This is a genomic window from Bradyrhizobium sp., from assembly GCF_035570375.1.
Classification (GTDB): domain Bacteria; phylum Pseudomonadota; class Alphaproteobacteria; order Rhizobiales; family Xanthobacteraceae; genus Bradyrhizobium.
Genome location: NZ_DATMLW010000129.1, coordinates 53,273 through 66,849, shown reverse-complemented (window position 1 = coordinate 66,849; position 13,577 = coordinate 53,273). Strand labels below are relative to the sequence as shown.

At 61.6% G+C, this 13,577-nt stretch carries 15 protein-coding genes; 4 read left to right on the top strand and 11 right to left on the bottom strand.

All coding sequences use genetic code 11. The features are described from left to right. Window positions 1-31: 31 nt before the first annotated feature. The 7 genes from VNX23_RS13675 to soxX form a co-directional block, all read right to left on the bottom strand. Window positions 32-1,072 carry an MBL fold metallo-hydrolase gene (locus VNX23_RS13675; protein WP_325630780.1) on the bottom strand — a complete coding sequence of 347 codons (1,041 nt, stop codon included), beginning with the start codon at window positions 1,070-1,072 and terminating at the stop codon, window positions 32-34. A 137-nt stretch (window positions 1,073-1,209) separates the two neighbouring features. Next, window positions 1,210-2,949, bottom strand: coding sequence for a thiosulfohydrolase SoxB (soxB, locus tag VNX23_RS13670; RefSeq protein ID WP_325630832.1), 1,740 nt, complete (start codon window positions 2,947-2,949; stop codon window positions 1,210-1,212). Between the two features lie 31 nt (window positions 2,950-2,980). Continuing rightward, window positions 2,981-3,232 (bottom strand): hypothetical protein, encoded by a 252-nt coding sequence (locus tag VNX23_RS13665; protein WP_325630830.1) that lies wholly within the window; start codon window positions 3,230-3,232, stop codon window positions 2,981-2,983. A gap of 83 nt (window positions 3,233-3,315) precedes the next feature. Continuing rightward, a complete protein-coding gene (gene soxA / locus VNX23_RS13660; protein WP_325630778.1) occupies window positions 3,316-4,167 on the bottom strand; it encodes a sulfur oxidation c-type cytochrome SoxA in 852 nt (283 codons plus the stop codon). 73 nt (window positions 4,168-4,240) lie between these two features. Then, a complete protein-coding gene (gene soxZ / locus VNX23_RS13655) occupies window positions 4,241-4,552 on the bottom strand; it encodes a thiosulfate oxidation carrier complex protein SoxZ (protein WP_325630776.1) in 312 nt (103 codons plus the stop codon). Between the two features lie 139 nt (window positions 4,553-4,691). Beyond that, window positions 4,692-5,186 (bottom strand): thiosulfate oxidation carrier protein SoxY, encoded by a 495-nt coding sequence (gene soxY, locus VNX23_RS13650; RefSeq protein ID WP_325630774.1) that lies wholly within the window; start codon window positions 5,184-5,186, stop codon window positions 4,692-4,694. Window positions 5,187-5,227: 41 nt separating this feature from the next. Further along, entirely contained in the window at window positions 5,228-5,560 is a 333-nt protein-coding gene (soxX, locus tag VNX23_RS13645; protein WP_325630829.1) for a sulfur oxidation c-type cytochrome SoxX, read from the bottom strand. A gap of 288 nt (window positions 5,561-5,848) precedes the next feature. Here soxX and VNX23_RS13640 point away from each other — a divergent pair, with 288 nt between their 5' ends. Together VNX23_RS13640 and VNX23_RS13635 are read left to right on the top strand one after the other, a co-directional pair. Further along, entirely contained in the window at window positions 5,849-6,526 is a 678-nt protein-coding gene (locus VNX23_RS13640; RefSeq protein WP_325630773.1) for a DUF938 domain-containing protein, read from the top strand. 135 nt (window positions 6,527-6,661) lie between these two features. Further along, window positions 6,662-7,909 carry an MFS transporter gene (locus tag VNX23_RS13635; RefSeq protein WP_325630772.1) on the top strand — a complete coding sequence of 416 codons (1,248 nt, stop codon included), beginning with the start codon at window positions 6,662-6,664 and terminating at the stop codon, window positions 7,907-7,909. Between the two features lie 248 nt (window positions 7,910-8,157). Here VNX23_RS13635 and VNX23_RS13630 read toward each other — a convergent pair whose 3' ends face one another. Both VNX23_RS13630 and VNX23_RS13625 read right to left on the bottom strand, forming a co-directional pair. Then, window positions 8,158-8,679, bottom strand: a complete 522-nt coding sequence (locus VNX23_RS13630; RefSeq protein ID WP_414642991.1) for a VOC family protein — start codon at window positions 8,677-8,679, stop codon at window positions 8,158-8,160. Between the two features lie 24 nt (window positions 8,680-8,703). Further along, window positions 8,704-9,249, bottom strand: coding sequence for a carboxymuconolactone decarboxylase family protein (locus VNX23_RS13625; protein ID WP_325630769.1), 546 nt, complete (start codon window positions 9,247-9,249; stop codon window positions 8,704-8,706). A gap of 171 nt (window positions 9,250-9,420) precedes the next feature. Between VNX23_RS13625 and VNX23_RS13620 the strand changes: the two genes are divergently transcribed. Next, window positions 9,421-10,605, top strand: a complete 1,185-nt coding sequence (locus VNX23_RS13620; protein WP_325630767.1) for an acyl-CoA dehydrogenase family protein — start codon at window positions 9,421-9,423, stop codon at window positions 10,603-10,605. A 44-nt stretch (window positions 10,606-10,649) separates the two neighbouring features. Next, a complete protein-coding gene (locus VNX23_RS13615; RefSeq protein ID WP_325630766.1) occupies window positions 10,650-11,789 on the top strand; it encodes an acyl-CoA dehydrogenase family protein in 1,140 nt (379 codons plus the stop codon). Between the two features lie 45 nt (window positions 11,790-11,834). On the opposite strand, the gene VNX23_RS13610 is transcribed toward VNX23_RS13615, so the two are convergent. Further along, a complete protein-coding gene (locus VNX23_RS13610; protein ID WP_325630764.1) occupies window positions 11,835-12,872 on the bottom strand; it encodes an amino acid ABC transporter substrate-binding protein in 1,038 nt (345 codons plus the stop codon). Window positions 12,873-12,910: 38 nt separating this feature from the next. After that, entirely contained in the window at window positions 12,911-13,504 is a 594-nt protein-coding gene (locus VNX23_RS13605; protein ID WP_325630762.1) for a L,D-transpeptidase, read from the bottom strand. Between the last annotated feature and the right edge of the window lie 73 nt (window positions 13,505-13,577).

Genomic DNA, 13,577 nt, shown 5'->3' with positions numbered 1-13,577 from the left:
GCCGCTGCGTCGCCACGTCACTGACGAACACTCAGCCGGGCAGCACCGGGCCGCCGGCCTTCTTCCAGGCGTCGATGCCGCCGGCGATGTGCGCGGTGTTGGCAAGGCCCGCGTCCTTTGCCGCGGCGACCGCCATCGCCGAGCGCTCGCCGAAGGCGCAGAAGAATACGATGCGCCGGCCCGTCGCGGTGGCGACCTCACGCAACATTCCGCCCGGCTTGAGGCTTTCCCCGATTCCGGGATAGGGCGCGTGCAGCGCGCCGGCCAGCGTCCCGTGCTTGATGCGTTCGCTGGTTTCCCGCAAATCGACCAGCAGGATCTCAGGCCGACCCAGACTTTCGATGGCTTCGCGCGCGGTGAACGAAAGTCCCTCTTTGGCGAGATCATCCTGACGCAAGCCGACATGCATGTTGGCCGGCACCGCAACGTCCATCATCCTGGGGTTCGGCAGCTTCAGGTTATTCATCAGCTCGACATATTCGTCGACCGAGCGCACCTGCAGCCGCGGATTGCAGCGTCTTTCCTCGCCGATGGTGGAAACAGTGTCGCCCTTGTAGTCGTGGGCGGGAAAAACCAGGGTCTCGTCGGGCAGTTTCAACAGCCGATTGAAAATCGAATCATATTGCGCGCGTGCGCTGCCATTCTGGAAATCGGTGCGGCCGGTGCCGCGGATCAGGAGCGTATCGCCGGTGAAAACCCGATCACCCATCAGGAAGCTGTAGGAATCGTCGGTGTGGCCGGGCGTGTACATCACGTCCAACGTGATGCCCTCGATCGTCACCTTGTCGCCTTCGGAGACACGCATCGCCACGACGTCGGCCTTGCTCTGCTCGCCCATGATGGTGACGCAGTGGGTACGGTTGCGCAGTTCACCAAGGCCGGTGACGTGATCGGCGTGCAAATGAGTGTCGACAGCCTTCACCAATTTGAGGTCAAGCTCGCGCAATAATTGGCAGTAGCGATCGACCTTCTCGAGCACGGGATCGAGAATCAGCGCCTCGCCGCCGGCGCGGCTGGCGAGAATGTAGCTGTAGGTTCCCGATACGCTGTCGAACAGCTGACGAAAGATCATGAAAGATATTTCCTTAAAATGAGCCCCGATCTTATCACGCCAACCGGCTCGGCACTGCGCCGGCACGTTTTCACGAACGAACACGAAGGCGAGAGGCCGGCTTTCGCATTTGCAAAACCGAAAGCGGGAAGATGCCGTTATCCTGCGATCCCGGGATTACCGTCGACGCCCTTCAAGGTCACACCTCCGTCCTGCGCGTTCTGCGGTTTGCTCGAGCCAAGATATTTGGCAAGGACGTCCCACACCGGAGTTCCGTGCTGTTCATTGACCGAAGCCCAGCCGGCCACCTTGTAGCTCTTGCCGGGTTCGATCGCACGGCCGTTGTCGAGTTTCAGGTCGGAAATCCGCCGCCCGATGGCCTTCCCCGGCGTACAGGTATAGGTGAAGCCGCCGACCCGAACCATGTCGCCGCCTTGCTGATAATAGGGATCGGGATTGAAGAGATTGTCGCAGGTATCTTCCAGCGCCTCCTTGATCTGGCTGCCGGTCAGGTTCGCAACATAGGTTTCGCCGTAGCTGATCGCGGTTTCGGAAAGCACATCCTCCATCGTGAGCGGATGTCCCGCCAAAAACGTCGTGCCCCAGCGAAAGCCGGGCGACAGCGCGATCTCGGCGTCGAATTGATCGCGTAGACAATCGCAGATCAGACGATCGACTGGGCCGGTGAAATTGCCGCGACGATAGAGCAGGCGGTCGGCGGTCGCGATCTTCTCGCCCCAGGGCGCCACGTGGGGCTCGCGGATTTTTTCGATCAGCGCGGTCATAGCCGCATCGGGCTTCAGCAATTCCGAGAACACCGGCAACAGGTGGTAGCGCGCATCGCCGACGCGGCCCTTTGCCAGTTCGAGATCGAGCACGCCGAGAAATTTCCCGTTTGAGCCGGCATTGGTGACGAGCGTGGTGCCGCCGGCATTGGTCACGGCAATGGCTTGTGGAACGGCATCATGGGTATGACCGCCGAGGATAACGTCGATGCCGCGGACGCGGCTGGCGAGCTTGAGATCGACATCCATGCCGTTATGCGACAGCAACACGACGGCGTCGACCTTGGCAGAGTTTCGTAGGGAATCGACCAGTTTCTGCAATTCCTCCTCGCGGATGCCGAAGGTCCAGTCGGGCGTGAACCGTTTCGGATGCGCGACCGGAACGTAAGGAAAGGCCTGTCCGATCACCGCGATTTGATAGTCGCCGATCTCCCTGATCATGGCCGGTTTGAACACCCGACCGGATGCGCCGTCGAATGCGCCTGCGCCGTTGAATGCAGCTTCTTCGGTGAGATAGATGTTCTGCGCCAGGAATTCGCCCTTGAAGCGTTCGAGGTTCTCGCGCAGTGCCGCTTCGCCATAGGTGAATTCCCAATGCCCAGTCATCGCCTCGATACCGAGCAGGTTCGCCGCCTCGACCATGTCGGCGCCCCGCATCGTGTTGGAAAGCCCGGTGCCCTGCCAGGAATCGCCACCATCGAGCAATAGCGAGCGTCCTGCCCCCACCTCGCTGCGCAGCCGATCGATCAGCGTTTTGAGATGGGCGAAGCCGCCGAGCTTGCCGAACCGCGCGGCGGATTTCTCGAAATCGAGAGAGGTGAAGGCATAGGCGTCCGCACTGTCTGGCTTGATGGCGAAGCGTTCGAGAAAGGCGCGGCCGACCAGGTGCGGCGGCTGTCCTGCCGCTGTGCCGAGGCCCAGATTGACGCTCGGTTCGCGAAAATAACCCGGCAGGAGCTGCGCATGTGTATCGGTGATGTGCAGGATGCGGGCATTACCGAAGCGATCCAGATCGTAAACGCTTCGGTTGTCGGCGCTGCGCGCAAGCGAGGGCCATCCGCTCGACAGCGTGGCTCCCGCCAATTTGAGAAAATCCCGGCGGCGGATGGTCATGTTAGGTCTTGGTGCCATTCGTCGCTTTTCCTCAGCGGATTTCGAGAGCTTTCCAGGCTTCTCGTTCGCTTGTCGCCTGGAAAATCGATGCCTTGGCGAGCCGCTCGGCTTCCCTCGCCAATTCTGTCGCGGAATAGAAATTGCCCTTTTCGGCAGCCTCTTTTGCCTTGGTCAAGGCGGTTTCCGTCACCGTCCATTGATTGCGCAAGCGGCCCGCTTCCTTCTCCGCAGCCTGGGCCGCGGCATAGGCGGATTTGAATTCGCTCTCGGAGCCCGCGGCCATCACGGAAGCGGCGCATCCGATCAGCCAGATGTGAACGGCGAGCCGCAAGATGCGCCAACGCGGCTTCAATGAGACGATGTTGATCATGGCCGCGCGCCCGGTCCGGAAATCGGCAATCCGTTGCTGAGGTAGGAAAGGTAATATTCGAGATCGCGGTATTCTTCCGATTGCGGCTCGAGCGGGAGACCGCGAATCTGGCTGTTGCAGGTGGTGAGGCGGCGGCTGATCGTGCCCATGCCGCCCCATTCGGAACGGTAGATCGGCATCGCGTTCAGGATTCCAAGCGCGGGTGCGAGCACCTCGGCGCGCATATGCTCGCCGGGGTACTGCACGTGACAGGTGGCGCAGGAGAAGTTGAGTTGTCCGCGCCTTGTGTAGAAGTAACGCTTGCCGTTCTGATAGGCTTCGAGCGCGCGGGGATCGTCAGGGATCTTGATGTCGAACGGCTTGCCGCGCGAGGTGAACGCCATATAGGCGGTCAGCGCGGCCATGGCGTCGCCGACATAGCGAAGCGCCGACTCGCCGTTGGCTTCACGGCAGCGGTTGAGTGCCAGTTCGAGCGTGACGACCTTGCCTTCGCTGGCGTCGAAATACGGATAGTTCTGGCGAATGCCGACGCCAGAAGCGGGAAAACAATCGGCATAGGTCTTGCCGTTTCGAAACGGCGTCGCAAACAACTCCTTGCCCTTCTCCAGCGAAAATTCATAAGGCGGAAATTGATCGATCTCCTGCCATTGCCGGCGCATATCCTGGTTCAGCGCATACGGTCCATTGACGAATTCCTCAAGTTTCACGTCAGGGAATTTCTTGACAAAGTAATTCCGAAACGCCGCAGCCTCGGCCACAGGATCAGGCCGATCCGCACTGCCAGCGGGCTGCGCGGATGAAAGCAGCGAAGTCGCGAGTGCGGCCAGGATCGCGGCCAGTGCTGCCATGGACCGGGATCGCGCGCTCAGTTCTTTGGGGGCCTTTTTCAAGCGAAGCGGGCCCCGACAAGACAAAAACCCGTCATTGGATCTTCACCGTGGCGGTATCGCTCTCGCCCTTGTTGTCGATCCAGCTCACCTTCAGATCATCGCCCTTGTTGCCGCCCTTGAAGCTGAACTTGACGTAGGGGTCCTTGGAGACCGCCGTTCCCCAATCGGCGACGAAAACCTTCTTGCCATCATGTTCGAAGGTCAATTCCTGGATGAAGTGCGGTGGAATGAAATCGCCCTTGTCGTTCTTCACAAAGCCTGAGTCCATCGGATGCTGGATCAGCGTCTGGACGTCGGTGGTCTCACCATTTGCGATCGCGCGAACGCGAATGCTCGAGGCCATCTGAATCTCTCCTTAGCCATGATGCGATTAAGTGGATCGCATCATGATGTCATGTCGTCTCTTTGGTTGAGCATGATCTGTTCGGAAAACCGGTTTCCACTTTGCGCCAACGCGGCCCTCCGGGTCCGGATCATGCTCCTTAACCGCCGCAGCCGCCGATCGTCACTTTGACTTCCCTGGCCGTGCTGTAAAGCTTGCCGCCGGCTTCCACGATCACGATGACGTTGCTGGTTTTCGCCATTTTGAGACGATTGGCAACGTTTGGCATCGTGCCCGGCGGGATCTTGTAATAGGCGGCAAGCGGGTTCGGATTTTCCGGGACCACGAATGTTATCGTGGTTACGTCGGCAAGCGCCGTCGAGACGGAGACCGGAACGACCGCGCCGTTCTCGGCGATTTCCGGCGCGTCGAGCTTGATCTTGTCGGACGGTTCGGCGGTGCGGCCGTAAAGCAGTTTGATCGCCTCGTTACCGTCCTTCTGCTTGAACGCATCGTCCGGATATTTGTCGTTCGCCGCCGCCAACGCCGTAACAGGGCGGAAGGAAATGATTCCGAGGCCAGCGAGCGCGACCGAGCCGGCGCCGCCAAGCATCAGGCGCCGCGTGACCGGCAAGCTGTCGAACGGGGTCGTCATCGAAAAATCTCCCAAGCCGCACGCCCTAAAGCCGTGCACGGTCAAAGCGTCTGCAGGAAATCCACGATCGCGTCGATTTCCTGTTCGGTCAAAATGCGATTCCGTCCGAATGGGGGCATCGCGGTTTGCGGATTGCGTCTGGTCTCGTCGGTCAGGATCGCGATCAGATCCTGGCGATCGGGATATTTGCTTTTGATGTCTTTCAGCGCGGGTCCGATCGAGCCCGGAAGATCGCCGCCCTTGATCTCATGACAGCTCAGGCAATTTCCCTTGGTGCGATCGAAAGCAAGCCTTTGGCCCTCGGCCACAGTCGATTGCGCCCGGGCCGTCGTTGCCGGAACGGCAGCGGTAACTATCAGCGCCCACGCAAGCACAAGCGGCGGCCGAAATCGGGTCGGGCGATGGTCGGTCAAGGCGCAGTTCCCGCGATCATTAGAGCATGATCCGGACCCGAAGGGCCGCGTTAGCGCAAAGGGGAAACCGGTTTTCCGAAAAGATCATGCTCAAACAACTAGATGGGATCACGTCCCGATTCTGTCTAATCGGAACGTGATCCGGTGCCAACTATAACCGGTCAAAGCACAAACGCTATCGGCTGACAACGCGCCTGCGGTGGGCTAAATCGGGCCGTCGGTCGGCAATCAAATCGCGGGAGGGCGGCCGTGGCGGAATATGTCGTTGAATTCGGCCGGGACGGCCGTGCGGGCGAAGCCGACGGGCGGCTCGACGCGCCGGCCTTTCACCGCAACCATCAGGCAATCCGCGCCGTGCTGGTGCAATTCCTGGCCGGAAAATCCGGAGATGCCATCGAGGTCGGCAGCGGCACCGGCCAGCACGTCGTCGACCTGGCCCATCATCTTCCTGATATCACGTGGTGGCCGAGCGATCTGAACGAGACGCATCTCCAAAGCATCGAGGCGTGGCGGGCATATTCAAAACTTGCGAATATCCGTGCGCCGCTGCGGATCGATCTGTCCGACCCCTGCTGGTGTCCCGAGATGGACGGCGGCCATGGCCCCGGCGAATTGGTGGCGGTGTTCTGCGCCAACGTCATCCATATCGCGCCGTGGCGCGTTGCCGAGGGGCTGTTTGCGGGCGCCGGGCGCTACCTTCACGGCGGAGGACTTGTTTTCCTTTACGGCCCGTTCAAGCGCGGCGGCAAACACACGGCCCCGAGCAATGCGGCGTTCGATTCAAGCCTTCGTGAAGGCAATCCCGAATGGGGCGTGCGCGACGTCGAAGCCGTGCAAGAACTCGCCACCAAGGCCGGCCTCTCACTGCTCGAGATCGCGGAGATGCCGGCCAACAATCTCACATTGGTGTTCAGCCGCACCGGATAGCCCGAGCCGTGATGCATGGCGCGCCTCCATTTGCACCGGTTGATCAGGTGGATTCGTGCCTTCATGATGCGAGAATCAACAAGACCTCGACAGTACCGATCGAGGCATCCCTGGGGCATTGGGTAGAAATAGAAGATGATCGATATGACCGCAGCTGAGGGCGCGTCGGGCGACGCCCGCGCCCGTGCCAATGTGGCGCGCCTGGCGGCGGCGCAGGCGCTCACCGGCGCCAATGCGGCAGTGATCTTTGCCACCGGCGCCATCGTGGGAGCGTCGCTCGCCCCTGATGTCTCGCTCGCGACCGTCCCGATCTCGATGTATGTGCTCGGGCTTGCCGGCGGCACCTTGCCGAATGGCGCGATTTCGCGGGCCTATGGGCGCCGCGTCGCCTTCATCATCGGCACCGGTTGCGGCGTGCTCACCGGTCTGCTCGGCGCCTTCGCCATCCTGCACGGTTCGTTTGCGTTGTTCTGCTGCGCGACGTTCCTCGGCGGCTTGTATGGGGCGGTGTCGCAATCCTACCGCTTCGCGGCGGCCGACGGGGCGAGCGCCGAATTCCGCCCCAAGGCGGTGTCGTGGGTAATGGCCGGCGGTGTGTTCGCAGGCGTCCTTGGTCCGCAGCTCGTGCAATGGACCATGGATGTCTGGCCGCCTTATCTGTTCGCCTTCAGTTTTGTGATGCAAGCTCTCGTGGCGCTGATCGCCATGGCGACCCTGGCGGGCGTCGATGCGCCAAGGCCCGCGCCGTCCGATTTGCATCTTGGCCGTCCGCTGCTCGAGATCGCGCGGCAGCCGCGCTTCATTGCCGCGGCACTATGCGGTGTGATCGCCTATCCCACGATGAATCTCGTCATGACGTCGGCGCCGCTGGCGATGCAGATGTGCGGGTTAAGCGTCAGCGATTCGAATTTCGGCATCCAGTGGCACATCGTTGCGATGTATGGGCCAAGCTTTTTCACCGGCTCGCTGATCGCGCGGTTTGGGGCGCCAGCCGTTGTCGCGGCGGGTCTTTTGCTCGAAGCCGCCGGCGCCGCCGTTGGGCTCTCCGGCATCACGGCCATGCACTTCTGGGTCACCCTGATCGTGCTGGGGATCGGCTGGAATTTTGGATTCGTCGGTGCTTCCGCTCTGGTGCTCGAGACGCATCGGAGTGAGGAGCGCAACAAGGTTCAGGCCTTCAACGATTTCCTGGTGTTCGGCATGATGGCGGTAGGCTCGTTTTCCTCCGGCCAGCTTTTGGCCAATTACGGATGGTCGACCGTCAACTGGGTGGTGTTTCCGCCGGTGCTGCTGGGATTGGTCGTGCTCGCCGCGGCTTCACTGACGAGGCGCCGGTCGGCTTTGCAGGAGGTGCCGGCCGTCACGCCCATGCCGGAAACCTGAAGCGAAAAAACTAGAGCGGCATGACTTTTGGTTTAATCGCTGCTGTAGCAGGCAAGGCTCGACCTCTCCCCGTCGAGGAGAGGTCGATTTGCGCAGCAAATCGGGTGAGGGCCCCATTGCTTTGATGAGAGACCACCCCATTTATCCGACTTCGACAGTTGACAATGCCCAACTCGGGTAAACCCGAGTGGGGTGGGAGAGGGAGCACACTTTCGTCGCCGCGATGGTTTAATCTAATCTCATCATACTTAGACCACGCGTTGCGCCAGGAGATCGTCGACATCGAGCCTGCGCGTGAACATGGCCAGTGAGCCGTCCGCCTTGCGCGGCCATTGGGCTTGCGGCCGGTCCCAATACAATTCGACGCCGTTGTCATCGGGATCGCGCAAATAGAGCGCCTCGCTGACGCCGTGATCGCTGGCGCCGTCAAGTGGAATCCCCGCAGCAATCACCCGATGCAGCGCGTCCGCCAGAGCGGCGCGGGTCGGGTAGAGGATCGCGGTGTGAAACAACCCGGTCGTTCCCGGCGGCGGCGGATGGCCGCCTTTGCTCTCCCAGGTGTTCAATCCGAGGTGATGATGATAGCCGCCCGCGGAAATGAAAGCCGCACCGGATTCCAGCCGCTGCATCAGCTCGAAGCCGAGCACGCCGCAATAAAATCCAAGCGCGCGATCGAGATCGGCGACCTTGAGATGGACATGCCCGATCCGCGCTCCGCCGATGATGGGTGCATTTTGTGCCACGGTCGCCTCCCGTACAAATGGGTTCATCACGATCTATGTCGGTAACGCCGCTCACGCAAGCTCGGAGGTCTCTCCTTCGGGGAGTCCGAACTCGAACGTATTCAGCGTCATCGACACCATCGTGTAATAGCCGCACAGGCCGATGATTTCGACGAGCCCCCGCAGGCTGAGAACCTTGATGGCCTCTTCATACAGGGCCGGGCTCACGCCGCGGGCCTCGTGCAGCGATTTGGCGACGTCGTAGATCGTCTTAGCCTTGGGGTCGTCGAAGGGCGGCGTGCGGCGATCCCTGATCGCCTCGATGATCTCCGCGTCCATGCCGCCCTTGAGCGCGAGCCGTTTGTGCGCGTACCACTCGTAGTGCGAACTGAAGTGCCGCGCGGTGACGAGAATGGCGATCTCCGACAGTTTCGCCGGGAATATCGTGTCGAAGCGCAGGACCGCGCCGAGCCGGGTAGCGTGCCGCGCCATTTCCGGGCTGTTGAGCCAGGCCATCATCGGCGCCGGCGGCGCGCCGCGTTTTCCCGCGATCGCCTCGTCGTAGGTTTCCTTCTGGTCGGCGCTCATTTCGCCTGGCGAAAGCAACTTCAGCCGCATGTCAGGTTTCCTCGTGTTTTTCCGTTGCCGGCTTTGCGAATACACGGGATCACGAGCCAAGGCCACATCCCAAGGCCACATCCCAAGGCTGCACAGTTGAGAGGACGCCAGCTTGAATTCCGCCATGTGGCAGCTAAGGTCGTGAGGCAAAAACATCACGGGAAACGCAAGATGTCCGATCTGGAAAATTTTCGCCGCGAGACCCGTGCCTGGCTTCAGGCCAATTGTCCGCCGGAGATGCGGCGGCCGATGACCTCGGAGGAAGACACGTTTTGGGGCGGCCGCAACGCGACCTTTTCGTCCGAGCCGCAGCGCATCTGGTTCGAGCGCATGCGCGACAAGGGTTGGACCGTTCCGCACTGGCCAACGGAGTATGGCGGCGGCGGTCTCGATGGGGAGCAAGCCAAGGTCGTTTTGCAGGAGATGGCGGCGATCGGCGCCCGCCCACCGCTGGTGTCCTTTGGCATTTCGATGCTCGGGCCGGCGCTGCTGAAATACGGCACGGACGCACAGAAGAAGGAGTATCTGCCGAAGATCACCGCCGGCCTGATCCGCTGGTGCCAGGGCTATTCGGAGCCGAACGCGGGTTCCGACCTTGCATCGCTGCAAACCCGCGCGGAAAGCGACGGCGATGAGTTTATCATCAATGGCCAGAAGATCTGGACCTCCTATGCCAACTACGCCGACTGGATCTTCTGTCTGGTGCGGACGGATCAAACGGCCAAAAAGCATGACGGCATCAGTTTCATTCTTTTCGATATGGCCTCGAAGGGTGTCTCGACCAGGCCCATTCTCCTGATTTCGGGTCGGTCGCCGTTTTGCGAGACGTTTTTCGACAATGTCCGGGTGCCGAAGTCCAACGTGGTCGGCACCGTCAACCGCGGCTGGGACGTCGCCAAATATCTGCTGCAGCACGAGCGCGCGATGATTTCAGGCATGGGCGAGCGCGGCGTCGGGCGGCCGATCGGGCAGATCGCCGCCGATTCCATCGGCGCCGACGAGCAGGGCCGCCTGGAGGATCCGATCTTGCGCGGGCAGATCGCCAGTTTCGAGATCGACGAGGCGGCGCTCGCTTGCGCCGCAGAGCGAGCGATCGATCTTGCCAAGGCCGGGCAGGGGCATCCGGCGTTTTCCTCGGCGATGAAGTATTACGGCACCGAGCTCAACAAGCGCCGCTACGAGGTGCTGATGTCCGCCGGCGGCATCGATGCGCTGGAGTGGGAGAGCGAGCGTTCCAGGGGCGGCATGCGGGCGCGCGCCTGGCTGCGGACCAAGGCGAACTCGATCGAAGGCGGCACCTCGGAAATCATGCTCGGCATCGTCGCCAAGCGGATTCTCGATCTGCCGGGGGCCTGACACTATCGCCGTCAACCCGAAAAACTATCAGCGGGACATCTCTCATGGCTCTCGTCCTCACCGAAGAACAGGCAATGCTGCGCGACAGCGCGCGCGGCTTGATCGGCGACAAGGCGCCGGTCTCGCATCTGCGCCATCTCCGCGACAGCAGTGACGCGACCGGCTTTTCCCGCGAGCTCTGGCAGACCTTCGCCGAAATGGGATTTTGCGGGCTGCTGGTGGGAGAACAATTCGGCGGCAGCGGTTTGGGCTGCGTCGAGGCGGGCGTCGTGATGGAGGAAATCGGCCGCAATCTTGTGCCGTCACCGTTTCTTGCTACCGCCGTGCTGGCGGCTTGCGCGCTCGCTCGTGCCGGCAGTGCCGCGCAGCAGTCGGAGCACCTGCCGAAGATTGCCGATGGCTCCCGGCTTGCCGCGCTCGCGGTCGATGAGGGCACCAAACATCGCCCGCTGATGACGAAAATGCGGGCCGTGCGATCCGGCAACGGCTTCAGACTTGATGGAGACAAGGCTTTTGTGGTTGACGGCCACACCGCCGATCTGTTGATCGTGGCGGCGCGCACGGCGGGCTCTCCCGGCGAGGTCGACGGGCTGACGTTGTTCCTCGTCGATCCCAAAAGCAGGGGCATCGAGATCGAACGCACGGTGATGGTCGATTCGCATAACGCCGCGCGGATCAGGTTCGACAATGTCGAAGTCAACGCCGATGGCGTGCTCGGGGAAGTCGATCAGGGAGGCGGCGTATTGGAAGGCGTTCTCAACATCGGCCGCGGCGCGGTCGCCTGCGAAATGGTTGGCGTCGCCGAGGGCGCTTTTGGGCGAACGGTGAGCTATCTCAGGGAGCGCAGGCAGTTCGGCAAGGCGATCGGAGAATTCCAGGCGCTGCAGCACCGCGCGGCACAGCTCTATATCGAGATCGAGATCACGCGCGCGGCGGTGCTAAAGGCGCTGCAGGCGCTGGATACGGATATTGCAAACGCCGCGAGCGCGGTGGCGGTAGCCAAGGCGCGCGCAGGTTCGACGGCGACGCTCGCGGTCCAGGAAGGCGTGCAGATGCATGGCGGCATGGGCATGACCGATGCGTTTGACATCGGCTTCTTCATGAAGCGCGCAAGGGTCTGCCAGGAACTGTTCGGTGATGCCAATTTCCACGCCGACCAGCTGGCGCGGATGCGGGGGTATTGAGCCATCCTTCGCGGCGAGGAGCCGCAATGGCGGCGTCTCGAACCTCTACCTGATCGGCGGGGCGTATTGAATGCCGCCGGCGTTCCAGAGCTGGTTGAGCCCACGCGGAATCTTCAGCCTGGATTCCGAGCCGACATTGCGCTCATAGACTTCGCCGTAATTGCCGACATGGCGGATGATGCGCGCGGCCCAATCCTTGCTAAGCCCGAGATTCTCGCCGTAATTGCCTTCGGTTCCGACCAGCCGCATCACGTCCGGCTTCTTCGATTTCAGCGCCTCGTCGATGTTCTGTGAGGTGACGCCGAGCTCTTCGGCATTGAGCATCGCATACAGCGTCCATTTCACGATCATCATCCAGTCGTCGTCGCGCTGCCGAACGACGGGCGCCAGCGGCTCCTTGGAAATGACATCGGGCAGGATGACGTGATCGTCCGGCTTGCCGAGGTTCAGACGCAGCGCATAGAGCTGGGAGGCATCGGCGGTAAGCGTGTCGCATTGCCCGGAATCATAGGCTTTGACCACGTCCTCGAGTTTTCCGAACTTCATCTCCTCATATTTCATGTTGTTGGCGCGGAAATAGTCGGCGAGATTGAGCACCGTCGTGGTGTCTCCCTGCACGCAGACCTTGCTGCCGTTAAGATCGAGCGCGGAATCGATGTTTCGCGATCTCGGGACCATGAAGCCTTGGCCGTCATAATAGGCGACCGCCGGGAAATAGAGATCATAGGAAGTTTCGCGCGACATGCTCCAGGTCGTGTTGCGCGACAGGATATCCACTTTCCGGTTCTGCAATTCCTTGAATCGCTCGTTCGCTTCGAGAGGGACAAATTTCGCCTTTTTCGGATCGTCGAAAATGGCGGCGGCCACCGCGCGGCAGAAGTCGACATCGAAGCCGGTCCAGTTGCCCTTGTCGTCCGGAATCGAGAAGCCAGGCAGGCCCTTGTTGACGCCGCACAGCACCTCGCCGCGGCGGATCGTCCGTTTCAGGGTTCGCGTGTCGTAGATCTCGTAAGCCACCGCGATGGCCGCGACCACGACTGCGACCGCCAGCCCGATCAGCAGGCCGCCTCGGAATGTCCGCATGATGTGTCTCTCAGCAATGTCTGGAAGGGACCACCAGGTTACAATTCCGGCTTCTGCCGCACGATCACCTTGGTGCCCACCAACACGCGATCGTAGAGATCGGCCACATCCGCATTGACCAACCGGAAGCAGCCGGACGAAACCTTGGTGCCGATCGTATCGGGCCGGTTGGTGCCGTGGATGCGGTAGACGGTGGTGCCGAGATACATCGCCCGCGCTCCCAGCGGATTACCCGGCCCGCCCGCCATGAAGCGCGGCAAATAAGGCTGACGCTCGATCATCTCCGGCGGGGGCACCCAGTCGGGCCATTCCGCCTTGCGCGTGATGTTGAGCAATCCCTGCCACTGGAAACCGTCGCGGCCGACGCCGATGCCATAGCGGATCGCCCGGCCGCCGGGCTGCACGAGATAAAGATGGCGTTCCGCGGTCGCGACGATGATGGTGCCTGGCGCTTCCGTCGTGCGATACAACACCATCTGCTTGCGCCATTCCGGATCAAGCTGGACGGAATCGTCGGGCAACAGACCGGGCTGGTCGCCGATATCAGGTTGCTGCGCAAAACCATGCGAGCTTGAGAGCATCAGGCCGGCTGCCGCAATCACCGTCCAGATCAGGTGCCGAAATTTCGTCATTCGAGCTTCTCCCCGCTAAGCGCGACGCGTTGGCGGCAAGGGTGACGACCGCCGCTCCAATCACGGTTCCATA